The sequence below is a fragment of the Streptomyces sp. NPDC008092 genome, from assembly GCF_042957285.1.
In the GTDB taxonomy this organism is placed as follows: Bacteria; Actinomycetota; Actinomycetes; order Streptomycetales; family Streptomycetaceae; genus Streptomyces.
In genome coordinates this window covers 306593-329852 of sequence record NZ_JBIBHY010000001.1, presented here as the reverse complement: position 1 = coordinate 329852, position 23260 = coordinate 306593, and the positions used below count along the sequence as shown (strand labels likewise).

The 23260-nt window shown below is 72.3% G+C and carries 20 protein-coding genes; 8 read left to right on the top strand and 12 right to left on the bottom strand.

The window, feature by feature from the left end:
- Window positions 1-83: 83 nt before the first annotated feature.
- Together ACFZB3_RS01415 and ACFZB3_RS01410 are read left to right on the top strand one after the other, a co-directional pair.
- Window positions 84-989, top strand: coding sequence for an alpha/beta fold hydrolase (locus tag ACFZB3_RS01415; protein WP_391367864.1), 906 nt, complete (start codon window positions 84-86; stop codon window positions 987-989).
- Window positions 990-1172: 183 nt separating this feature from the next.
- Window positions 1173-2108, top strand: a complete 936-nt coding sequence (locus ACFZB3_RS01410; protein ID WP_391367861.1) for a helix-turn-helix domain-containing protein — start codon at window positions 1173-1175, stop codon at window positions 2106-2108.
- Here ACFZB3_RS01410 and ACFZB3_RS01405 read toward each other — a convergent pair.
- The 3 genes from ACFZB3_RS01405 to ACFZB3_RS01395 all read right to left on the bottom strand — a co-directional run bounded on the left by ACFZB3_RS01405 (window position 2101) and on the right by ACFZB3_RS01395 (window position 4607).
- Entirely contained in the window at window positions 2101-3138 is a 1038-nt protein-coding gene (locus tag ACFZB3_RS01405) for a phosphotriesterase (protein WP_391367858.1), read from the bottom strand. The two genes, ACFZB3_RS01410 and ACFZB3_RS01405, sit on opposite strands and share 8 nt — an antisense overlap.
- Window positions 3135-4298, bottom strand: coding sequence for an NAD(+)/NADH kinase (locus ACFZB3_RS01400; protein ID WP_391369683.1), 1164 nt, complete (start codon window positions 4296-4298; stop codon window positions 3135-3137). The genes ACFZB3_RS01405 and ACFZB3_RS01400 overlap by 4 nt, the downstream gene beginning before the upstream one ends.
- 81 nt (window positions 4299-4379) lie before the next feature.
- Window positions 4380-4607, bottom strand: coding sequence for a LuxR C-terminal-related transcriptional regulator (locus ACFZB3_RS01395; protein ID WP_391367856.1), 228 nt, complete (start codon window positions 4605-4607; stop codon window positions 4380-4382).
- Between the two features lie 262 nt (window positions 4608-4869).
- On the opposite strand from ACFZB3_RS01395, the gene ACFZB3_RS01390 reads away from it, so the two are divergent.
- Window positions 4870-7314 carry a SpoIIE family protein phosphatase gene (locus ACFZB3_RS01390; protein ID WP_391367853.1) on the top strand — a complete coding sequence of 815 codons (2445 nt, stop codon included), beginning with the start codon at window positions 4870-4872 and terminating at the stop codon, window positions 7312-7314.
- A gap of 128 nt (window positions 7315-7442) precedes the next feature.
- Here ACFZB3_RS01390 and ACFZB3_RS01385 read toward each other — a convergent pair whose 3' ends face one another.
- From ACFZB3_RS01385 to ACFZB3_RS01375, 3 genes are all read right to left on the bottom strand, one after another.
- Window positions 7443-8411 carry a protein kinase gene (locus tag ACFZB3_RS01385; protein WP_391367850.1) on the bottom strand — a complete coding sequence of 323 codons (969 nt, stop codon included), beginning with the start codon at window positions 8409-8411 and terminating at the stop codon, window positions 7443-7445.
- Between the two features lie 112 nt (window positions 8412-8523).
- The gene (locus tag ACFZB3_RS01380; RefSeq protein WP_391367847.1) at window positions 8524-8946 is read right to left on the bottom strand and encodes a TIGR03668 family PPOX class F420-dependent oxidoreductase; all 423 of its coding nucleotides are present in this window, start codon (window positions 8944-8946) and stop codon (window positions 8524-8526) included.
- A gap of 17 nt (window positions 8947-8963) precedes the next feature.
- Entirely contained in the window at window positions 8964-9605 is a 642-nt protein-coding gene (locus tag ACFZB3_RS01375) for a phosphoribosyltransferase family protein (RefSeq protein ID WP_391369681.1), read from the bottom strand.
- 124 nt (window positions 9606-9729) lie between these two features.
- Between ACFZB3_RS01375 and ACFZB3_RS01370 the strand changes: the two genes are divergently transcribed.
- Both ACFZB3_RS01370 and ACFZB3_RS01365 read left to right on the top strand, forming a co-directional pair.
- Window positions 9730-10557: a polysaccharide deacetylase family protein gene (locus tag ACFZB3_RS01370; RefSeq protein ID WP_391367845.1), complete on the top strand. Its 828-nt coding sequence runs from the start codon at window positions 9730-9732 to the stop codon at window positions 10555-10557.
- Between the two features lie 113 nt (window positions 10558-10670).
- Complete coding sequence (locus tag ACFZB3_RS01365) at window positions 10671-12425, top strand: esterase (RefSeq protein ID WP_391367843.1); 1755 nt, start codon at window positions 10671-10673, stop codon at window positions 12423-12425.
- A gap of 69 nt (window positions 12426-12494) precedes the next feature.
- Here ACFZB3_RS01365 and ACFZB3_RS01360 read toward each other — a convergent pair whose 3' ends face one another.
- Complete coding sequence (locus tag ACFZB3_RS01360) at window positions 12495-13691, bottom strand: cytochrome P450 (protein WP_391369678.1); 1197 nt, start codon at window positions 13689-13691, stop codon at window positions 12495-12497.
- 207 nt (window positions 13692-13898) lie between these two features.
- The gene (locus ACFZB3_RS01355) at window positions 13899-14921 is read right to left on the bottom strand and encodes a DUF2278 family protein (RefSeq protein WP_391367840.1); all 1023 of its coding nucleotides are present in this window, start codon (window positions 14919-14921) and stop codon (window positions 13899-13901) included.
- A 156-nt stretch (window positions 14922-15077) separates the two neighbouring features.
- Here ACFZB3_RS01355 and ACFZB3_RS01350 point away from each other — a divergent pair, with 156 nt between their 5' ends.
- The 3 genes from ACFZB3_RS01350 to ACFZB3_RS01340 all read left to right on the top strand — a co-directional run bounded on the left by ACFZB3_RS01350 (window position 15078) and on the right by ACFZB3_RS01340 (window position 17100).
- Window positions 15078-15518, top strand: a complete 441-nt coding sequence (locus tag ACFZB3_RS01350) for an SRPBCC family protein (RefSeq protein ID WP_391367837.1) — start codon at window positions 15078-15080, stop codon at window positions 15516-15518.
- Window positions 15519-15709: 191 nt separating this feature from the next.
- Window positions 15710-16492 carry an ALF repeat-containing protein gene (locus ACFZB3_RS01345; RefSeq protein WP_391367834.1) on the top strand — a complete coding sequence of 261 codons (783 nt, stop codon included), beginning with the start codon at window positions 15710-15712 and terminating at the stop codon, window positions 16490-16492.
- Between the two features lie 146 nt (window positions 16493-16638).
- Window positions 16639-17100, top strand: coding sequence for a hypothetical protein (locus tag ACFZB3_RS01340; protein WP_391367832.1), 462 nt, complete (start codon window positions 16639-16641; stop codon window positions 17098-17100).
- A gap of 18 nt (window positions 17101-17118) precedes the next feature.
- Here ACFZB3_RS01340 and ACFZB3_RS01335 read toward each other — a convergent pair.
- The 4 genes from ACFZB3_RS01335 to ACFZB3_RS01320 all read right to left on the bottom strand — a co-directional run bounded on the left by ACFZB3_RS01335 (window position 17119) and on the right by ACFZB3_RS01320 (window position 23256).
- A protein-coding gene (locus tag ACFZB3_RS01335) for an IS5 family transposase (RefSeq protein WP_391369675.1) occupies window positions 17119-17948 on the bottom strand; the annotation gives its coding sequence in 2 pieces (ribosomal slippage) (window positions 17119-17621 and window positions 17621-17948; 831 coding nt in all).
- A gap of 67 nt (window positions 17949-18015) precedes the next feature.
- Window positions 18016-19173: an XdhC family protein gene (locus ACFZB3_RS01330; protein ID WP_391367829.1), complete on the bottom strand. Its 1158-nt coding sequence runs from the start codon at window positions 19171-19173 to the stop codon at window positions 18016-18018.
- 54 nt (window positions 19174-19227) lie between these two features.
- The gene (locus ACFZB3_RS01325; protein WP_391367826.1) at window positions 19228-20688 is read right to left on the bottom strand and encodes a solute carrier family 23 protein; all 1461 of its coding nucleotides are present in this window, start codon (window positions 20686-20688) and stop codon (window positions 19228-19230) included.
- A gap of 171 nt (window positions 20689-20859) precedes the next feature.
- Complete coding sequence (locus ACFZB3_RS01320) at window positions 20860-23256, bottom strand: molybdopterin cofactor-binding domain-containing protein (RefSeq protein ID WP_391367823.1); 2397 nt, start codon at window positions 23254-23256, stop codon at window positions 20860-20862.
- Window positions 23257-23260 lie beyond the last annotated feature (4 nt).

Genomic DNA, 23260 nt, shown 5'->3' with positions numbered 1-23260 from the left:
CCCTCACATGATCCGGTTCGAACTTCTCCGTCTCCGCGGCGTCCTGCCGATGTCCCGAGAACCCGCCGGCCCCGGAGAAGAACATGACCACGCCCCTGACCGATCCTCTGACCGATCCCCTGGCCACCGGAACGCACGCCATCGAGGTCGACGGCCTCGTGCAGCGCTACCACGTGCACGGCACGGGGCCGGTGTGCGTCGCGCACTCCGGCGGCCCGGGCATCGACTGGGAGTACCTGCGCATGCCCGAGCTGGAGCGGCACCTGACGGTCGTCTACGTGGAGCCGGTCGGCAGCGGCGGCTCGGGCCGGCTGCCCTCCCACCCCGACGGCTACACGCGGGCCCGCTACAGCCGGTTCCTCGGCGCGCTCGTCGACCACCTCGGCGTTCCCCGGGTGCACCTGCTGGGCCACTCGCACGGCGGCTTCGTCGCCCAGTACCACGCCCTGCACCACCCGGAGCGGCTCGCCGGGGTGATCCTGTACGAGAGCCTGCCGGTGACCGGCCCGGAGCACACCGCCGAGACCGTGCGCCAGGTCGAGGCGTTCGCCGCACGGAACGCCGGGAACCCCGGGCTCCCCGAGGTCCTGGCCGCCTTCCAGGCCATCCCCACCGCCACCGACGACAAGGCCCACACCGCCGTCGCGCAGGGGCTGTTCCCCGCCTACTTCGCCGACTACTGGGGCCGGGAGCGGGAGTTCACGCCCGTCCGGGAGGCCGTGCGGACCACGTACGTCTCCGGTCTGGACGAGGACCTGTCCCCCGTCCTCTTCGACGACCGCGCCGGCCTCGGCAGGCTCACCGTTCCCGCCCTCGTGCTCGCCGGCCGCCACGACTTCATCTGCGGAGTGCGGTGGGCCGAGGAACTGCACACCCTGATACCCGGCTCGGAGCTGGTGGTCCTGGAGAACAGCGGCCACTTCGGCCACCTTGAGGAGCCGGCGGCCTTCACGGCCGCGGTGACGCGCTTCGTGACGGCCGACCGCTAGGCGCGGTCCGGGCCCGCAGGCCGCCCGACCCGGCCCCGCCGCTCAGGCGACGCGTGCCGCCGCTTCGGCGGTGCGCACGGTGCCGCACGGACAAAACGCCTGCCGCCCCCACGTGTTCGCCGGCCGGTGGCGGCGCGGGCCGCGCCGGCCGCCCTCGCCCCCGGGCCGCTTACGATGAGGCGCGTGTACTCCTGGAGCGAAGCCCTCACCCTGACTTCGGCGAGCGCCTGGGACGAGCTCTTCACCGGCCTGCACGGCGCCGTCCGGATCAGCGTGCCGGACGGCGAGGCGCCGTGGCGCGCCCGGCTGGAGTGGCAGCGGTCGACGGCGTACGGCGTCGCCCTGTGCGCCGGCGGGCGGGAGGTGGTGCGGCGGGAGGCCCGGCACATCCGGGCCGATCCCCGGGGGACGTACGAACTCCTCGTCCCGCTCGCCGGTTCCGCCTGGGTGGAACAGGGGCCGTCGGCCGCCGAGATCCGGGCCGGCAGCATGGTGCTGTGCGACATCGACCGCCCGATGACGTTCGCGCACGACGCGGACTTCCTGTCGATCGCCTTCATCATGTCCGGCGCGGACATCGCCGGACGCAGCCGGATCGCGGCCGGCGAACCGCGGTTGCTCGGTGCCGAACGCGGACTGGGCCGGATCGTCCGGGAGTTGACCACCACGCTCCACGAGGAGCGCGCGGAACTCTCGGAACGCACCTTCGACCTCGCGTGCGACCGGCTGCTCGACCTGGTGTGCCTGGCCGCGGAGGGCGGCACCGACACGGCGCCCGCCGGGCAGCGGGCGACGGTCGAGGCCGCGATCCGCCGCTACGTCCGCCGGCACGCCTGCGAACCCGAGCTGGACGTGGTCGCCGTCGCGCGGGCGCTCGGCTGGTCGGTGCGCTATGTCCAGCAGGTGCTCCGGGAGGCCGGCACCACGGCCCGCGACCTGATCCGCCGCGAGCGGCTGCACGCGGCCCGCGAACGGCTGGCCGGGCCGGGCTGGGCGTCGTACTCGATCGCGCAGATCGCGCACTCCTGCGGCTTCGGCAGCCACGCGTCGTTCGCGACCGCGTTCCGGGCGGAGTTCGGGACGACGCCGAGCGAGGCCCGGCGACGGCGCGCTAGCTGAAGTAGCGGCGCGGGTTGCCGACCAGCATGGTGGTCAACTGGGCCTCGGTGACGCCCGCCTGGCGCAGGGCCGGGAGGACCCGGTCGTGCAGGTGGGTGTAGTGCCAGTCCGGTGCGATCTGCTCCTTCACACCGGGCGGGAACCAGTCGATGTGGCAGGACGCGTCGTGGGACAGCACCATCCGCTCGGCGAGCCCCTCGGCGGCGAGGGCCGCGACGGTCGCCACCCGCTGGTCGCCGGGGAGCAGGATGTCGAGGCCGAAGCGGTCCATGCCGACGTACGAGCCGTTGTCGACGAGTTCGTGCAGATAGTCCAGGTCGGCGGTGTCGCCGCTGTGCCCGACGACCACCTTGCCGAGGTCCGCGCCCTCGCTGCGCAGGATCTCCTGGGCGACCAGGCCGGTGCGTGCGGCGGCGCTGGTGTGCACGGTGATCGGGGCGCCGGTGCGCAGGTGGGCCTGGGCCACCGCGCGCAGCACCCGCTCCACGCCCGGGGTGAGCCGGTCCTCGATCGCGCACTTGAGGAACGCGGCCCGGATCCCGGTGCCCGCGATGCCGACGGTGAGTTCGCGGACGAACAGCTCGGTCATGCCCTCGGCGCCGCCGAGCAGGGTGCCCGGGCCGTGGTAGCGGAAGTAGTCGGGGACGTCGGCCAGGGTGTAGATGCCGGTGGCCGCGACGATGTTGAGGTCGACCTGCTCGTTGACCCGGGCCACGCGCGCGACGTCGCGGCCGAGGCCGATGCAGGTGGGGTCGACGATGGTGGTGACGCCGGTCGCGGCCAGGGCCTTGAGGCGGGTCACGGCGTCGTCGACGCGCTCCTGCTCGTCCCAGGTCTCCGGGAGGCTCTGCCGGAACTCCTCGCTGAGCACGAAGACGTGCTCGTGCATCAGTACGGTGCCGAGTCCGTCGGCGGGTACCGGGCCGCGGACCGTCTGGACCGTCTGAGCCGTCTGAACCGTCTGAACCGTCTGGGCCGCCTGGGCCGCCTGGGCCGTCGGAACCGTCCGGGCCGGGGAGTCGGTGGTCATGGGTTGTCGTCGCCTTCCTGCGCGTGACGTGGGAAGGCCGACTTTTCCAGCGCGGGGGCGACACCGTCTTTCCAGTCGACGCACGGTTCTTTCGCCTCGGCGTAGTCCGCCGCCATGAGCGGGAGGGAGAGATGGGAGAGGTCGCCGGGCGGGGGCGTCCGCAGCGACCACAGGGGCGCGGGGGTGCCGTCGGCGACCGCGGCCGGGGCGTCGGTCAGGTTCATGCGCTCGCGCAGGCGGCCGTAGAAGTCCATCGTCGCGAGCCGGACCACCCGCAGCCGGGTCGGGGCGGCGTACACACCGATCCAGTCCCCCGGCTCCAGTACGCCCCGCACCTGGCCGTCGACGCTGACCGCGGCCTGTCCCGAGCGTTCCAGGACGCGCAGGCCGACCGCTTCGTTGGGAGCGGTGACGACCGAGCGGTTGAACGTCATGTGCGGGGCGACCGGGGTGAAGACCAGGGCCTCCGCGCAGGGCGAGACGACGGGGCCGCCGGCGGCGAAGCTGTAGGCGGTCGAGCCGGTCGGCGTCGCCACCAGCAGCGCGTCGGCGGAGTAGGAGGCCAGCAGCCGGCCGGAGACGTAGACGCCGACGGAGACCTGGCGGTCCCGGGACAGCTTCTCCAGGACGATGTCGTTGACCGCGGCGACGTGCAGCGGGACGCCCCAGTCGGTGTCCTGCTCGCAGTCGGTGCGGACCTGGGGCGGCGGCAGCAGCGGGCCGCGGCCGTACTGCATCAGCCGCTCCATGTCGGCCGGCACCTCCAGGCGCCGGGAGGCGCGCATCGTGAGGAGCAGGCGGCTGTCCACGGTGTAGCGGTCCTCGCGGATCGCGTCCAGCGCCTCCCGCACCGAGCAGGCCGGCACCTCGGTCAGGAAGCCGACCCGGCCCAGGTCGACGCCGAGGACCAGCGCGTCGTTGCGGGCGGCGAGCCGGGCGCCGCGCAGGAAGGTGCCGTCGCCGCCGAGGGTGACGATCAGATCGGGGTCGCCGGCGGCCGCGACCTCCTCCCCGGAGTGGTGCCGTCCGCCGTCGTGCCACACGTCGATGTCCGTGCACCGCACGTCGTGCTCGGCGGCCCACGCCCGTACGGCACGGGCCGCGTCCACCGCCTCCGGGCGCCCGCCGTGCACCACCAGTCCGAGCCCGTTCACCGTCATCTCCGCCTCCAGGACACCACCGTGCTCAGCCGCTGCTCCCACGCTGTCACGGCGGGGGCGGATCTGTCGGGCGGAGTGGGATCACAGCCCCATCGAGATGGCCAGCCGGGTGAGCTCGGCGGTGGTGTTGATGTCGAGCTTGGCGCGGATACGGCGGAGGTAGGCGTCGACCGTGTGCTTGGAGAGCCCCATCTGCCGGGCCGCCTGGAGGTAGGTGCAGCCCGCGGCGATGTGCTTCAGCGTCTCGCGCTCACGCGGGGCCAGCGCGACGGCGGTCTCGGTGTGCTGGGTGACTGCGGTGAAGCTCATGAGGGGTTCCTTGACCGGTCGATCCGACAGAGGCGGTAGGGGGAGCTGGGAGCGATTGGGGCGATTTGTCCGTTTACAAAACCCTCACAAGGCGACGTCATGACGCTGTCCCCCGACTGTCACAGGCGCGTCACAGGAACCCCCGGACGGGTGCGGCACCGGTGGCCCGGAGTGGCAGCGGCGGCGGATTGGTGCTCCGTGGCGGCCGGGATCATCCTGGGGAGAGAGCCGGCCGTGCAGGTTCCGCGAAGGATGAGCGGCGATGGAACGACCTCCCACCCCTCCCAGCCACCCGGCGCAGACGCACGCCGTACCCCAGGGGACCCGCACCGCCTCGGTCACGGTCGACGAGCAGGGTGTCGTGACCGGCTGGAGCGACGGGGCGCGGCTGCTGCTGGGTTACCCGCCCGCCGAGATCCTGGGGCAGCGGGCCGCCCGGCTGCTCGCCGAACCGGACCGGGACTCCTGGCGGGAGGCGGCGGCCGGAGCGCGCTGGAGCGGACCCGTGGCGCTGCGCCACCGCGACGGGCACCGGGTGGACCGGGACGTCCTGGTGCACCGCAGGCCTGCGGACGGACGGCCGGGCGGCACGGAGTGGCTGGTGGTCTCCGCGGTGACCGGCCAGGGGGCGGCCGCCGCCGGCCAGGCCCTCGGCGAATGGGCCTTCCAGCAGTCGCCGTGCGTCTCCGCCGTCTTCGACGAGGAGCTGCGGCTGGCCCGGGCGAGCGTCGCGACGCAGCGCACGCTGTCGCTGGCGGAGGGGACGATGCGGGGGCTGCGGCTGACGGACGTCGTGCCGTACGAGGGCAGCGCCGAGGCCGAGGCGGCCATGCGGCGGGTCCTGGACGGCGCCGGACCGCAGGAGGTCCGCCTGCACCTGGATCCGGCCGCCCCGGAGCGCACCTGGCACGCGCGGCTCATGCCGCTGGCGGACCCGGACGGCCGGGTGCGGGCGGTGGCCCTGACGGCCCACGCGGACGTGTCCCAACAGCTGGTACGGCGCCGGATGCTGCTCCTGGGCGACGCCGGGGTGCACATCGGCACCAGTTCCGACGTGCAGCGCACCGCCAGGGAGCTGACCGAGGTCGCCGTCCCCGACTTCGCCGACGTGTGCGCCGTGGACCTGCTGGACGCTCCCCCGCGGGCGGCCGAGGCCGCCCGCGGGGACCCTCGTGCGCCCGGCACACCGCCGCCCGACGGCGTCGCCCTGCGCCGGGCCGCCGTGCGGTCGGTGCCCGGCGGGCCGCCGCTGCCGCAGCCCTCCGGCGACGTGCTGCGCTGCCCGCCGTGGTCGCCGTCGGGCCGCTGCCTGGCCGAGGGACGGGGCACGGTGTACGCGGGCGGCGACGAGGTCGTGAGCCGCTGGGCACGGGAGGATCCGCAGGCCGCCGGGTGGATCGGGGAGAGCGGGGCGCACTCGCTGATGGCGGTGCCGATCAGGGCGGGCGACAGCACCTTCGGCGTGGCCCTGTTCGGACGGAGCGGGCGGACCGCGCCGTTCGACGCGGACGATCTGTGGCTGGCCGAACAGCTCGCGGCGCGCACCGCCGCCGGCATCCAGAGCGCCGCACGCGCCCAGCGGCAGCACACCACCACCATGACGCTGCAGCGCAGCCTGCTGCCGCAGACCCTGCCGGAGCAGGCGGCCCTGGACATCGCCAGCCGCTACCTGCCCTCGGTCAGCCAGGCCGGGGTGGGCGGCGACTGGTTCGACGTCATCCCGCTGTCCGGGACCCGGGTCGCGCTCGTCGTGGGCGATGTCGTCGGCCACGGGATGCGGGCCGCCGCCACCATGGGCCGGGTCCGCACCGCCGTCCGCACCCTGGCCGACGTCGACCTGCCTCCCGACGAACTCCTCAGCCACCTCGACGACCTGGTCGTCCATCTCTCCGCCGAGGAGGCCGGTGGCGACTCCGCCGCCGAGGCCGCCGGCGGAGTCGGCACGACCTGCCTGTACAGCGTGTACGACCCCGTCACCCGGCGGCTCTGCGTCGCCCGCGCCGGCCACCCGCCGCCTGCCGTGGTCACCGCCGGCACCGTCCGCTTCCTCGACGTCCCGGCCGGTCCCCCGCTCGGCCTCGGCGGCCTGCCGTTCGAGTCGTACGACACGGAACTCCCCGAGGGCAGCCTGATCGCCCTCTACACCGACGGCCTGCTGGAACCCCGTGAGCACGACATCGACGACGCCCTCGACACGATGTTCGCCGCGCTCGCCCGCCCCGCCGAGACCCTGGACACCGTCTGCGACCGGGTCCTGACGTCCATGCTCACCCACCGCCCCGACGACGACATCGCCCTGCTCGTGGCCCGCACCCGGGCCCTGCACGCCGACCGGGTCGCCACCTGGGAGCTGCCCTTCGACCTGGCCGCGGTCGCCGAGGCCCGCAAGCTGGCCACCGGGCAGCTGGCCGAGTGGCGGCTGGAGGAGGCCGCGTTCATCACCGAACTCATCGTCAGCGAGATGGTCACCAACGCGTTCCGGTACGGCCGCCCGCCCGTCCGGCTCCGCCTGATCCACGACGACCACACCCTCACCTGCGAGGTCTTCGACTCCAGCAACACCGCCCCGCACATGCGGCGGGCCCACACCTACGACGAGGGGGGCCGCGGGCTCCTGCTGGTCGGCCAGCTGACCCAGCGCTGGGGCACCCGGCACGCGGGCACGGGCAAGACCGTCTGGGCCGAGCAGTACCTCGCAGAGGACTGAGAGCCGGGGCTGCGTCCCGTAAGGGGCGCAGGGGGTACCCCCGGCCGAAGGCTGGGGGAGGAACAGCGCGACCAGCCACGACGGCGCCGCAGTCGAGGGACGGCATACCGGGGCCCTGCCAAAAAAGCTCAGCGGCGGAACACCGGGCGGGCCCAGTCCGGCGGCCGTGGCGTGCGTGCGGCGTCCCGCCCGACCGTCGGCGGGCCGTCGGCCGATCGCTGCCCGGCCGGCTCCTCCGCCGCCCCCACCGGACCGGCGCCGTACGCGGCCAGCCGCAGTGCGCCCACGAACTCCAGGCAGGAGCCGTACCGGTCCTCGGGGACCTTGGCCAGCGCCCTGGCGAACACGTCGTCGAACGCCGGCGGCAGCCCGGCCCGCACCTCGCTCAGCGCGGGCGGGGCGTCGTACTGGTGCGCCCACAGCAGCGCGATGTCCTCGTCCCGGACGAACGGCGGGCCGCCGGCGAGCATCTCGAAGACCACGCAGGCGAGACTGTAGAGATCGCAGCGGCCGTCCACCGGGCGCCCCGAGATCTGCTCCGGCGCCACGTAGTCCAGGGTGCCGACGAACTCGCCGACCGTCGTGAACCCGGTCAGCGACAGCGACTTCTTGGTGAGCCCGAAGTCCGTGAGGTAGACGTGCTCGGGGTGGTCGCTGTCGGTGCCCTGCGCCACCAGCACGTTGCCGGGCTTGACGTCCCGGTGCACCAGACCGTGCTCGTGGGCCGCGTCGAGCGCGGAGGCGACCTGGGCGGCGATCCGCAGCACCGCGTCCACCGGCAGCACGCCCTCCTTGTCCAGCAGCGCGCGCAGATCGGGCCCCGAGACGTACCGCATCGCGATGTAGAGCACGCCGTCCGTCTCGCCGGCCTCGAAGATCGGCACGATGTGGGGGTGGTCGATGGCGGCGGCGACCCGTGACTCGTGGGTGAAGCGGCGCCGGAAGGTGTCGTTGCGGGCCATCTCGGGAGCCAGCAGTTTCAGGGCGACGGTCCGGTCCAGACGCAGGTCCGTGGCGCGGTAGACGACGGCCATGCCGCCGCGCCCGATCTCGCCCTGGACCTCGTAGCCCGCGATGCGCGTCGCCATCACCCTCATCGTATCCAGCGGGCCCGTGACCCGCGAGAAGGCCACCCTCCGGCGGACCGAACGGGCAGATCGGACCGGCGGATCGAACCGGCGACCCGCACCGGCGGCTCGCACCGGCGGCTCAGGAGGGCGCCGCCGCCTGCCAGCCGGTCCAGCGCGACACGGTCACGAGGACGACCGCGCCGTCCGGCGGCCGTTCCCGGTACTGGGGGTACTTCTCGCACAGCGGCTCGACGACGGCCGGGTCGGCGGGAACCACCCTCGCCTCGCCGTCCGCCCGGACCCACCACAGGCGGTCCCAGTTCTCGTCGTACGCGTCCGCGAGCAGGCACACCGACGGCTGCGCGGCGATGTTGCGCAGCCGCTTGAGGTCGGGTGTGGTCTTGGGTTTGTGGTCCACGGCGGTGACGATCCCGTCGATGCCGTACCGGGCGAAGACGACCGGCACCAGATGGGGACGGCCCCTGCCGTCCACGGTCGCGAGCCGTGCCACCCGGGCCGCGGCGAACCGGTGTCGTGCCTCGCCCCCGGCCAGCTCCGGCATCGCCCGCCCCGTCCCCGTCAGGCCCGGCGCAGCGCGTCGAGCACGTCGTCGTCCGTCAGTTGCCCGAAGTCGTCGTACCACTGCCCGACCGCGGTGAAGACGGCCGGGCGGTACGGGCAGACGACGAGGTCCGCCTCGGCGGCGAGCGCGTCCAGGGAGTCGGGCGCGCCGACCGGGACGGCCAGCACGGTCCGCGCGGGGCCCATGCCCCGCACGTGGCGCAGCGCGGCGCGGGCGGTGCAGCCGGTGGCGAGGCCATCGTCGACGACGAGCACGGTACGGCCGCGCAGTGCGGGCGGCGGGCGGCCCTCCCGGTAGCGGCGCTCGCGGCGGCGCAGTTCCTGCCGTTCGCGCTCGACGACGGGGGCGAGGGAGTCCTCGCTCAGGTCCAGGTGGGCCAGGGTCGCCAGGTCGAGGAGCGGCGGGTCGTCCCCGGCGATCGCGCCGACGCCGAACTCCTCGTGGTAGGGGGCTCCGATCTTGCGTACGACAAGCACGTCGAGCGGGGCCGGAAGCTCGCGCGCCACCTCCGCGGCGACGGCCGCACCGCCCCGGGGCAGCGCCAGCACGATCGGGTCGGGCAGGGCGCCCTGGTCGCGCAACTCGGCCAGCACGGCGGCGAGTTCGCGGCCCGCGTGGGCACGGTCCCGGTAGCGCACGGTTCGTCCTCCCCGGGCGAGGTCGGGGTCTCCTTCCTCCATGCTCACACCCGGAGGCGCCGTAGGCCGAGCCCTCCCGAATAATTCGAACACGTGATCTATGCACTGTGTGTATAGTCCCGGCATGCCACTTTGGAGCAAGCTTCCGATCGAACCTCCGGCCAGGAAGAGGGAAAGACGGCCCTCCGGGTTCCGGACCGCCCGCCGTCGCCTCCCGGCGCTCACCGCCGCGGCCGCCTCGCTGGTCCTGACCCTGTCCGGCTGCGCCCAGGTCGACACGACGTCACCGGCCGACGTACGGGCCCACGCCACGACGACGAGCCAGGCCCGGTTCGGGACCGTCGACTGCCGCGAGGCCAAGTGCATCGCGCTCACCTTCGACGCGGGACCCAGCGAGAACTCCGCCCGGCTGCTCGACATCCTCAAGGAGAAGCACGTCCCGGCGACCTTCTTCCTGCTCGGCAAGCGGCACATCGAGAAGTACCCGGAGCTGGTGAAGCGGATGGCGGCGGAGGGGCACGAGGTCGCCAGCCACACCTGGGACCACAAGATCCTCACGCGGATATCCGACCGGCAGATACGCGAGGAGCTCACCCGCACCGACGACGCGATCGAGCGCCTCACCGGGCACAGGCCCACGCTGATGCGCCCGCCGCAGGGCCGCACCGACGCGGACGTGCACCGGATCTGCCGCGAGCTGGGCCTCTCCGAGGTGCTGTGGAGCGTGACCGCGAAGGACTACATGACGACCGACTCGGCACTGATCGAGAAGCGGGTCCTGGACCAGGCCTCCCGGGACGGGATCATCCTGCTGCACGACCTCTACAAGGGCACGGTGCCCGCCGTACCCGGCATCATCGACGCCCTCAAGGCGCGCGGGTACGTGTTCGTGACGGTCCCCCAGCTGCTCGCCCCCGGCAAGGCCGAACCGGGGAAGGTGTACCGGCCCTAGCAACCTTCTAACAAAATAATCATCAAAATTGTCAACAATCTTGGGCCTCCTTGCCTACAGTCGGGGACTCGAATGAGCCGCACCAGCAACCCGCTGCACAAGGAGGTCTACGGGTGGAGATCAACCGCAGAACCGTTATCCGGGGCGCCGCAGCCATGGCCGCGTTCGGAGTCGCCGAGGGCGCGGCAGGCACGGCGTTCGCCGGCACCTCGTCGTCGGACAGCTCGTCGGGCACGTCCTCGGCGGGCTCGGCGTACTCGCTGGAGTTCGACCCGGCCGCCTGGTCGTACGACTCGGCCAACGACGTGTACTACCAGCTCGGCAAGGTGTACGTCACCGCCCCGGCCGCGACGGACATCGAGAGCCTGTCGATCTACGTGCCGGGCGCCTACCTGACGGCCACCGCGAACAGCGACGGGACCACGTACACCGCGACGGTCAACCCGAAGGGCACCGTCGGCGCGTACTCGGGACGCACCGCGCCGATCGTGATCCCGGTCAACACCCCCGGCTACGCCGCCCAGAAGCCGGCCACGTCCTACAGCTACACCAGCGTGTCGCAGTACCTGGCGGCCGGGCACATCTACGTGTGGCCGGGCCTGCGCGGCCGGGACAGTTCCACCAGCACCCGTTCCGACGCGGCGCCCTGGGGCGTGACCGACCTCAAGGCCGCGGTCCGCTTCCTGCGGTACAACCGGAGCGTCCTGCCCGGCAGCACGGACGACATCGTCCTGTTCGGCATGAGCGGCGGCGGCGCCCAGGACACCGTGGCCGGCGCGTCCGGCGACAGCCCCCTGTACCACCCCTACCTGCGCACGATCGGCGCGGCGATGGAGGACGCCGAGGGCCGCCCCCTCAGCGACGCGGTCGCCGGTGTCATGGCCTGGTGCCCGATCACCAGCCTGCACGAGGCCAACCTGTCCTACGAGTGGAACATGGGCCAGTTCGCCTCGACGGGCACCCGCGCGGCCGGCACCTGGACCAGCGCCTACTCGGCGGACCTCGCGAAGGCCTGGCCCAGGTACGTCAACCGCCTCGGTCTGCGCGACGAACGGGGCAGGCGCCTGAAGCTGACCGAGTCCGGGAGCGGCACCTACCTGGCCGGCAGCTACTACGACCACCTGATCGAGGTGATCACCACCTCGCTGAACAACTTCCTGTCCGACAACACCTTCCCGTACACCATCACCACGATGGGCGGCCCGCCCGGATCGGGCCAGACGGACTCCTCCACCACGTACGAGACCGTCGACGACTACATCGCCTACCTGAACACGAACAGCACCTGGGTCACCTACGACGCCACGACCAACACCGCCACGGTGTCCGGCCTCGCAGGCTTCGTCACCAGCCAGAAGACCGCGAACAAGCCGGTCGGCGCCTTCGACGGGTACTCCCGCGCGCAGACCGAGAACGGCGTCTTCGCCATGGGGCTCAACGCCCCGGCGCACTTCGCGCCGCTCACCCGTGACGTCGTCAGGGCGAACGAGTCGACGTACGCCACCTACTCCGACTGGAGCTCCGGCTACGGCTCCGCGGCGTACGACAGCGACTTCGCGCTGAAGGACGGCGTCGGCAAGGACATGGCCTGGCGGGCCGACGCCTACAACCCGCTGTACTTCCTCTCCCCCGCCTTCGCCGGCCACCGCCGGTCGCAGGTGGCACGCCACTGGCGCATCCGCACCGGCATCATGCAGGGCGACACCGCCAACACGACCGAGATCAACATCGCGCTGGCCCTCAGGAACTACGGCATCCGCGACGTCGACTTCGCCACCGTGTGGGCCCAGGGACACACGGAGGCCGAGCGCACCGGCGACCCGACGGTGAACTTCATCAGCTGGGTGGAGTCCGTCACCGGGAGGTGACCCGCGGTCCGGACGGCCCGGGCGCCCGACCGCCGAACCGCGGTCAGGCGTCCGGCACCCGGAGAGCGCCTAGGACACCGCCCAGGCGAGGTGCAGTTCCTCCGGCGAGCGGTGGATCATCGTCGGCCGCATGGTGACCGGACGGCCCTCCGCGAGCCGCAGACCAGGGAGCCGACGGGTCAGCTCCTCGACCGTGACCCGGAGTTGCTCACGGGCCAGCTGGGCGCCGACGCAGGCGTGGGCGCCGAAACCGAAGGCGAGGTGGCGGGCGGCGGCGGCCCGGGTGATGTCGAACGTGTCCGGGTCGGGGTGCCGGGCGGCATCCCGGTTGGCCGCGCCGAAGGCGACGAACAGCTCGGCGCCGGCCGGGAGTTCGGTGCCCGCGAGGGTGACGGGGCGGGTGGTGACCCGGCGGAAGCCCTGGAGCGACCCGTCGTGACGCGCCGCCTCCTCCACGGCCGCCGGGATCAGGTCGGGCCGCTCGCGCAGGAGTTCCCACTGCTCCCGGTGGTTCAGCAGGTGCAGGACGGTGGTGCCGATCAGCGCGGTCGTGGTCAGGTGTCCGGCGATCAGCAGGTTCTGCAGGTGGGCGACGGCCTCGTGGCGCTGTTCCAGGGAGAGTTCGGCCTGACCGGGTTCGGCCACGGAGGCGACGATCTCGGTGGCCAGGTCCGCGCGGGGGCGGGTGTAGCGGTCGCGGGCGCAGCGGTCGAGGACGTGCTGCATGGCGACGACGTCCTCGGCGGCGGCGATCTGCCCGGCCTCCGGCAGCGGCCGGAACAGCAGCTCCTCGGCGCGGCGCCCGCCGTGCACGACGAGGGGTACGTCGGCGGGGTCGAGTCCGACGATCCTGCCGATGACCTCGCCGGGCAGCCGCATGGCGTAGGCCGACATCAGCTCCACCCGGCCGTCCGTCCCGAACCCCTCGACGAGGGCGGCGGCGCGCTCACGGGCGTACGGCACGGCCGCCGCGACCCGGGCCGGAGACAACGCCCGCACCAGCGGCTCGCGCAGCTGCCGGTGCCGTTCGCCGTCCGAGGTGACCACGACCGGCCGGCCGCCGAAGCCGCCGCCGAGCACGGCGAACGCGGCGGGCGAGGGCATGACGTCCGGCCGTAACGCGTTCGCCGACGAGAACTCCTCGGTGCGGCGCAGCACTTCGCGGACGTCGGCGTCCCGGGCCACCAGCCAGGCGTCCAGTTCGGGCACCCGCACCAGCCCCTGGGCGGCCCGCGCCCGCGCGTAGAGCGGATAGGGGTCGCGCATCAGGTCGTCGAGCCTGTCGGATGCGTCGCGCCTGTCGGGTGCGTCGTGCCTGTCGTCTGTGTCGTGCCTGTCGTGTGCGTCGTGTGCGTCGTGCCTGTCGTGCAGTTCGTGTTCCACGAGACGCCCCCCGGGACGACGACGGCGGTACGGACCGCGCTCATGGTGCCGCACCGCCGGGCCGCCGCGACAGGGCCGCGCGCGGCCGGGTCAGAAGACGACCCACCACCCTTCGCGGGCCGCCTGTTCGGCCGTGTACGACACTCCGTCGGCCTTGAGTCCGGTGGCGTCGAGGAGGGTGATCTCGCCGCCGTGGTTGCCGAGTCGGGCGCCGCCGGCGAGCGGCACGGCGAGGGCGGTGCCGGCGGCGAGGGTGCCGGCCGGGACCGGGGAGGCCTGGCCGATGCGGTCGAGGAGGCGCCAGCCGGTGAGGTCGACCGGGGCGGACGAGGCGTTGAGGAGGGTCACGGTCTCCGCCTCGGGGGCGGGGCCGACCGGGTTGACCAGCGCGGCGACGATCCGGACCGGCCGGTCGCCGGGAGCGGGACGGGAGGTGTCGGCGTCGGGAAGGGTGTGGCCGGTGACGTCGTCGGTGTGCCAGGCCTGGCTCTGGAAGGCGAGGAAGATCCCGACCCAGCGCTCGGCGGCCTGGCCGTCGGCGGGGAAGTGGATGAGCAGACCGCCGTCCTGCCAGACCCCGTCGTCGGCGGTGAAGCGGCCGTTGTTGCCCTGGTTCATGTGGATGTCGTGGACGCCGTTGCCGGGCAGGAAGCCGAACACCTTGTCCTTGACGCCGGTCTCGGGCCCCCAGCGCTCGCCGAAGAGGTACAGCCGGGCGCCGGGGTCGTCGACGGCCCGCCGGACGTAGTGGTCGAGCAGGTCGGCCAGGTCGTTGTCGGGCCCGGAGCGGTCCGCCGGCAGGACCCGCATCTTCGCCGGGTCGAAGAGGTTGCCGCGGACGAAGTCGAGGTTGGGGCCGCCGGGCCCGGGCGGCAGCGTGTTCCAGCCGCTCGCCAGGCCCGTCAGGCGGGCGGTGAGGGGGTGCTCGAAGTCGTCGTCGACGAGGTAGAGCAGTTCGGCGGGCTTCTCCTGCGAGAGGACGTTGACCGCGGCCCGGTAGTGGACGCCCGCGTCGTCGGTGAGATGGATCTGGTAATGCGGGCTGTCGGCGGCGCCCTCGCGCCGGGTGTCGACCGCCCTGGTGATCAGTACGCCATAGGTCTTCAACGGCATGATGACCAACTCCCCGTGAAGGCGGGCGGTTTGCCCGCCATGGCGGGAATCGTACGGGTCCCGGACCGGCTCCGCCCCGGCTTGGACGAATCTGCCGTTCATGTGAACATCCCGTGTGCAACCCGCGCACGGTGGCCGGTTCCCTACGATCGTGCCGTGGTCAATTTCCTCCTCCAGCGGACGGCTCCGCTGCCGATCGACGAGGCGTGGCGCCGGCTCACGGAGTGGTCCCGGCACGCCGACGTGGTCCCGCTGACCCGGGTCACCGTGCTCACCGATCCCCCGACCCACGAGGGCACGGTCTTCGTGGCCCGCTCCGGGTTCGGGCCGCTGTCGTTCGACGATCCCATGGAGGTGACCGTCTGGGAGCCTCCGCGGGACGGCGGCTCCGGCCGGTGCCGTCTGGTCAAGCGCGGCCGGGTGGTGCTCGGCTGGGCCGAACTGGAGGTGCACCCCGGGCCCGGCGGCCGTACCCGGGTGATCTGGCACGAGGAACTGCGGATCCGGGGGCTGCCGTCGCTCTTCGACCCGCTGGTGCGCCGGACGTCCCGGGCGGTGTTCGGACGGGCGGTCAACTCGCTGCTCCGGCGGCCCTGACTCCGCCCGGTACCGCGGGCGAGCCCGAGTCCGCAGCCGGAGCAGAGGCGCCCGGTGCTGCGAACTCATCATCAGATGCGCGCAGTTGAGCACCGTCCGACGGCTTCGCCACGCCGAGAAACGTGTTGATCCGTGCACCCGGCATGTAGATGCTTCATACCGATCGACCCACCGACCACGGAGGCACATCCATGAGACCGACCCGCGCCGCGATGCTGGTCGCCACGGCCGTTCTGGCGCCCGCCCTTCTCCTCACCGCACCGGCCTTCGCCGCCGACGCGTCCACGCCGACCACGCCCGTCGTCACCACGCCTGCCACCGCCTGCCCGGACGTCTCGTCCGGCACCGGGACCCCGGTCGACGAACTGACGGACGACCAGGTCAGGGCCGCGATCCAGGACATCCTCACGGACGGCGACGCCGGGACGGGCGTGCTGCGCGAGGCCAACGAGGCACTGAGCGGCACCGCGGCGGACATGCGCGCCTTCCTGGAGACGGGATGCCGCCTCGCCCAGGCCGAGGACGACTCCGTCGCGGTCGCCCATGTCCTCGCCGTGGCCACCCAGAACGGTGACAAGCGCGTGATCAAGGCGGCCAACGCCGCCCTCGACGCCGGCACCCCGGAAGCGCTGCGTGCCTTCCTGGAGACGGGGTACGCCCAGGCCCAGGCCGAGGACGACTCCGTGGCCGTGGCACGCATCCTGTACGTGGCCACCCAGAACGGTGACAAGAGGGTGATCGCGGAGGCCAACGCCGCCCTCGACGCCGGTACCGCGGAAGCCCTGAGCTACTTCCGGTGGACCGGGTACCGGCTCGCGCAGGCCGAGGACGACCGCGTGTACATCATCCGCATGCTCACGGACCCGGACATCAGCGACGCCATGTACGACGCGATCCAGGCGGTCCTCGACGACGGCAGCCCGGAGGCCCTCCGCTACTTCCGCACCGTCGGCCAGTACGAGATCGACAGCTGAGCACGGCGCAGCCGGGCCGGGACCGCGCCGTACACGGCCCGGCCCGGCAACGCCGGACAGGCTCTAGAGCCTGTCTCCTTGATGGGGCGATCCACTGATCGGCGCCCCCTTGATGCTTGCGGCATCGCGCATGGAAGCCTGTCCACGTGGATACATTCGCGGACCGACTCGACGGCGGGTGGAAGTGGTGGGAGGCCGCCATCGAAGAAGCGCAGGAGGGGCGCTGGGTCCGTGACGCCGTGGAACGGCAAGTCATCAAGGACATCGGCGCCGCCACAAACCCTCTCAATGAGAGACGGGTGGCCCCGTTCACCGAGGACTCGTGGCACGTACGCATCGGGAGGATCGCGAACTGGGCCGGGGTGCTGCGACTCGCGGCCCGGTCAGGCGGATGGGTGCTCCAGCCAGTCGCCGGGCGCCGCCCGCCGCACCCTGCGGGCATGGCTGAGCTGCTGTCTGGCATCTACGCGGTCGGCGAGCAGGGAGAAATCTGGATGCGGCGGCTTCTGAAGGGTGAGCTGCCACTAGAAGACGAGATCGCGAAGGCTGAGGGCTTCCTCACCGGGCCGGGATCCGTGGAGGATCTTGAGCTCTTCTTCTACGACTGAAGGGTCATCGCTTCATCGTCACCGCCGTGCCCAGATGAGGATGGAGGCGAGGTGGAGTGCGGCCTGGTAGGCGATGGCGAGTTTGTCCGTTCGCATGGCCAGGCCGCGCCACTGCTTGAGCCGGTTGATGCATCGCTCGACCGCGTTGCGTTGCCGATATGCCTCGGCGTCGAAGGCCGGTGGGCGGCCGCCGGCGCGGCCTCGCCGCAGACGGTGGCCGATCTGGTCGGACGGCTGGGGGATGACAGCTCGGATTCCACGTCGGCGGAGGTGATTTCGGATCGCGCGGGATGAGTACGCGCGGTCCGCCAGCACAGCATCGGGTCGGGTCCTCGGTCTTCCGGGCCCGCTCCGCGGAACACGGATGCCGGCCATGACGGTCTCGAAGGCCGGGGCATCGCCCGCCTGGCCTGCGGTGACGCGGAGGACCAGGGGGCGCGCATGGCCGTCACTGGCGAGGTGAACCTTCGTGCTCAGGCCTCCGCGGGAGCGTCCGAGCGCATGATCGTCGGGTTCGGACCGTCCTGGAGCCCCTTTTTCCTGGCTCCGGCGGCGTGTTGGTGAGCCCGGCAGACGGTGGAGTCCACCGACACGGTCCAGCCGATGTCGTCAGCACCCTCGGCCGCTGCCAGGACCGCGGCTAGGATGCGTTCCAAGGTGCCGTCCATGGCCCACCTGATCAGCCGTTTATGGGCGGTCTGAAACGAGCCGAGCTCGTCGGGCAGGTCTCGCCAAGGCGAGCAGGTTCGGTACTTCCACGCGATGGCCTCCAAGGTTCGGCGATGATCGGCCCACCGCCGACCACGGACCGGATCGGCGGGCATCAGCGGCTCGATCCGGTCCCACATCGCATCACTGATCACTAACCGGACGGACACATCCGATCAACTGACCAGCCGATCAAAGAGACACGCCCTAGGCCACCGAGCCGATCCGCCGCGCCGGGAGCGGCGAGGCCGTCGCGTCGTGGTGGATCGGGGTGTGCGCGCCGGTCAGGGAGACCCCGGTGCCGCCCCGGCGGTTCGCGACGATCTCGGCCCCGATCGACAGCGCGGTCTCCTCGGGCGTACGGGCACCGAGGTCGAGGCCGATGGGTGAGCGGAGGCGGGCCAGCTCCAGTTCCGTGACGCCGACCTCGCGCAGGCGTTCGTTGCGGTCGAGGTGGGTGCGGCGGGAGCCCATCGCGCCGACGTAGGCCACCGGCAGGCGGAGGGCGAGCCGGAGCAGCGGGACGTCGAACTTGGCGTCGTGGGTGAGGACGCACAGCACGGTACGGCCGTCGACCTCCGTGCGCTCCAGGTACCGGTGCGGCCACTCGACGACGATCTCGTCGGCCTCCGGGAAACGGTTCCGCGTCGCGAAGACGGGCCGCGCGTCGCACACCGTCACCCGGTAGCCGAGGAACTTGCCGACCCGGACCAGAGCGGACGCGAAGTCGATCGCGCCGAAGACGATCATCCGGGGCGGCGGGACCGACGACTCGACCAGCACCGTGAGCGGTGCTCCGCACCGAGAGCCCTGTTCTCCGATCTCCAGGGTGCCGGTGCGGCCCGCGTCCAGGAAGGCGGCGGCCTCGGCGGCGACCGTACGGTCCAGCTCGGGATGGGCGCCGAAGCCGCCCTCGTGGGAACCGTCGGCGTCCACCAGGAGGGCGCGGCCCAGGAGTTCCGCCGGGCCGGTGACGATCCGCGCGAGGGCCGCCGCCTCCCCGCGTGCCGCGGCGGCCAGCGCGGCCGCCGCCACCGGCCGGGCGGGGTCGTCCGCCCGGACCGGGGTGACGAGGATGTCGATGACGCCGCCGCAGGTCAGGCCGACGGCGAAGGCGTCCTCGTCGCTGTACCCGAAGCGCTCCAGGACGGTCTCCCCGTCCTCCAGCGCCTGCCGGCACAGCTCGTACACGGCGCCCTCCACGCACCCGCCGGAGACCGAGCCGACGGCCGTCCCCTCGGCGTCCACCGCGAGAGCGGCCCCGGGCTGCCGGGGCGCGCTCCCGCCGACCGCCACCACCGTGGCCACGGCGAAGTCCCGCCCGTCGGCGACCCACCGGTTCAGCTCCTCGGCGATGTCGAGCATGTCTGGGTCTCCTTACGGAACAACGGACGGGTAGCGGGTTCGGTGAGCCGCGGGCTAGTTCACGCCCAGCCAGCTCTCAATGGGATGGAGGGCGAAATAGACCAGGAAGATCCCTGTCAGGCCCCACATGAATGCCCCGATCTCCCGTGCCCTGCCCTGAGCTGCCTTGATGGCGGTGTACGAGATGACGCCCGCGGCCACGCCGGTGGTGATGGTGTAGGTGAAGGGCATCAGAACGACCGTCAGGAACACCGGAATGGCGGTGGCCCGGTCGGCCCAGTCCACGTGCCGGGCGTTCATCAGCATCATCGCGCCGATGACCACCAGGGCGGCCGAGGCGACCTCCTGGGGGACGATCGCGGTGAGCGGGGTGAAGAACAGGCAGGCCGCGAAGAAGAGGCCGGTGACGACCGAGGCGAGGCCCGTGCGGGCGCCCTCGCCGACGCCCGTCGCCGACTCGATGAAGACCGTCTGGCCGGAGCCGCCGGCCACTCCCCCGATCGCGCCGCCCGCGCCGTCGATGAACAGCGCCTTGGACAGGCCCGGCATCCGGCCCTTGTCGTCGGCGAGTTTCGCCTCGGTGCCGACGCCGATGATGGTGGCCATCGCGTCGAAGAACCCGGCGAGGACGAGGGTGAAGACGATCATCGCCACCGTCATCGCGCCGACCTTGCCCCAGCCGCCGAACGCGACGTGCCCGAAGAGCGAGAAGTCCGGCATGGAGACGGCGGAGCCGTGCAGTTCCGGGGCGGCGCCGCTGGCCCACTGCTTGGGGTCGATGACTCCCAGGCCGTTGAGCACGGCCGCCACGACCGTGCCGCCGATGATGCCGATCAGGATCGCGCCGGGGACGTTCCGGGCCTGCAGCATGAAGATCAGCAGCAGGGTGCCGGCGAAGAGCAGCACCGGCCAGCCCGCGAGTTCGCCGGCGGGGCCGAGGGTGACCGGGGTGGCCTTGCCCTGGTGCACGAAGCCGGACTTGTAGAAGCCGATCAGGGCGATGAACAGGCCGATGCCCATGGTGATGCCGTGCTTGAGCGCGAGCGGGATCGCGTTCATGATCATCTCGCGCAGGCCGGTGACGACCAGGAGCATGATGACGACGCCGTACAGCACGCACATGCCCATCGCCTGCGGCCAGGTCATCTGCGGGGCGACCTGCGAGGAGAGCACGCCGGAGACGGAGAGGCCGGCGGCGAGCGCGAGGGGCACCTTGCCGACGAAGCCCATCAGGAGGGTGGTGAAGGCCGCGGCGAACGCCGTCGCCGTGATGAGCGCCTTCTGGCCGAGGGTGTCCCCGGCCGCGTCCTTGCCGGACAGGATCAGGGGGTTGAGCAGGAGGATGTACGCCATCGCCATGAAGGTGGTGACGCCGCCGCGCACTTCACGCGCGACGCTCGATCCCCGGCGGGATATGTGAAAGTACCGGTCGAGCCAGGACCGTCCGGCCGGGACGCGGGTGCCTTCGCCCGCGTCTTCGGCCGTCGCCCTGGGTTCGAGTGACTGCTGGGTCATGATGCCGTCTCCCAAGGTTCACAGGGGCCCCCGCGCACGCCGATGCCTTCGGCGGTACACGGGATTTGGGAAGTGCATGACCCGGGGGACGGCCCGGAGGTGCACGCTTGTGGGTTCGGCGCCGGGGAGTCGGTCGACTGCCCGGCGCCGGGCTGCCGTTGTCGGCAGGTGCTACGCGTTGCCCGTCAGGTGTTCCGGGCGGACCGGTGTCCTGTTCAGCTCCAGGCCGGTCGCGTTGCGGATCGCCGCGAGGACCGCCGGGGTCGAGGACAGGGTGGGGGCCTCGCCGATGCCGCGGAGCCCGTACGGGGCGTGGTCGTCGGCGAGTTCGAGGACGTCGACCGGGATGGTCGGCGTGTCGAGGATGGTCGGGATCAGGTAGTCCGTGAAGGACGGGTTCCTGACCTTCGCGGTCTTCGGGTCGACGATGATCTCCTCCATCACCGCGATGCCCAGGCCCTGGGTCGTACCGCCCTGGATCTGGCCGACGACGGAGAGCGGGTTGAGCGCCTTGCCGACGTCCTGGGCGCAGGCCAGCTCGATCACCTTGACCAGGCCCAGCTCGGTGTCGACCTCGACGACCGCCCGATGGGCGGCGAAGCTGTACTGGACGTGGCCGTTGCCCTGCCCGGTGTGCAGGTCGAACGGCACGGTCGCCCGGTGCCGCCACTCCGCCTCGACCTCCACGGCCTCGTCGCCGAGGACGTCCGCCAGGTCGGCGAGCACCTCGCCGCCGTCGGTGACGACCTTGCCGCCCTCCAGGAGCAGTTCGGCGGTGGCCCAGGCCGGGTGGTACGTGCCGAACCTGCGGCGGCCCAGCTCCAGGACCTTCTCCCGGACCAGCTCGCAGGAGTTCTTCACGGCGCCGCCGGTGACGTACGTCTGCCGGGAGGCCGAGGTCGAACCCGCCGAGCCCACCTGGGTGTTGGCCGGGTGGATGGTCACCTGCGCCACGCCCAGCTCGGTGCGCGCGATCTGCGCGTGGACGGTCACTCCGCCCTGCCCGACCTCCGCCATCGCGGTGTGCACGACGGCGACGGGCTCGCCGCCGACCACTTCCATCCGCACGCGTGCGGTCGAGTAGTCGTCGAAGCCCTCGGAGAAGCCCACGTTCTTGATGCCGACCGCGTAGCCGATGCCGCGTACGACACCTTCGCCGTGGGTGGTGTTGGACAGGCCGCCGGGCAGCTGCCGTACGTCCGCGCCCTCGCTGCTCTCCCACTGGCGCTCGGGCGGGAGCGGCATCGCCTTGACCCGGCGCAGGAGTTCGGCGACCGGGGCCGGCGAGTCCACCGGCTGGCCGGTCGGCATGATCGTGCCCTGCTCCATGGCGTTCAGCTTCCTGAACTCCACCGGGTCCATGCCGAGTTGTTCGGCGACCTTGTCCATCTGGGCCTCGTAGGCGAAGCACGCCTGGACCGCGCCGAAGCCGCGCATCGCGCCGCAGGGCGGGTTGTTGGTGTAGAGGGCGATGGCCTCGATCTCGACGTCGTCGACGACGTACGGGCCGATGCCGAGCGAGGAGGCGTTGCCGACGACGGCCGGGGAGGCGGAGGCGTAGGCACCGCCGTCGAGCACGATCCGGCACTTGACGTGCGTCAACTTGCCTTCGCGGGTGGCCCCGTGCTCGTAGTAGAGCCGGGCCGGGTGGCGGTGGACGTGGCCGAAGAAGGACTCGAACCGGTTGTAGACGATCTTCACGGGCTTGCCGGTGCGCAGGGCCAGCAGGCAGGCGTGGATCTGCATCGACAGGTCCTCGCGTCCGCCGAACGCGCCGCCGACGCCGGACAGCGTCATCCGCACCTTGTCCTCGGGCAGGCCGAGCACCGGGGCGATCTGGCGCAGGTCGGAGTGGAGCCACTGGGTGGCGATGTAGAGGTGGACGCCGCCGTCCTCCTCGGGGACCGCGAGCCCGGACTCGGGGCCGAGGAAGGCCTGGTCCTGCATGCCGAAGTAGTACTCGCCCTTGACGACGACGTCGGCCTTCTTCGCGGCCTCGTCGGCGTTGCCGCGGATGATCGGCTGGCGGTGCACGATGTTGGGGTGCGGGACGTGGCCGATGTGGTGGTCGTCGCGGTTCTCGTGGACGTGGATCGCGTCCGGGGCGGTCGCGGAGGCCTCGTCGGTGATGACGGGCAGCTCGCGGTACTCGACCTTGATCTTCGCGGCCGCGCGGCGGGCGGTCTCCGGGTGGTCGGCGGCGACGATCGCGACCGGCTCGCCGTGGTGGCGCACCTTGCCGTGCGCGAGGACCGGGGTGTCCTGGATCTCCAGGCCGTAGTTCTTCACCTCGGTGGGCAGGTCGTCGTAGGTCATGACGGCGTAGACGCCGGGCTGGGCGAGGGCCTCGCTCGTGTCGATGGACACGATCTCGGCGTGCGCGACCGTGGAGCGGAGGATCTGGCCCCAGAGCATGTCCTCGTGCCACATGTCGGACGAGTACGCGAACTCGCCGGTGACCTTCAGGGTGCCGTCCGGGCGGAGCGTGGACTCGCCGATGCCGCCCTTGGTCTGGGAGCCCTGGGTGACCTTGGTGGGAGTGCCGAGGGGGGCGCTGTTGATGGGCATCCGG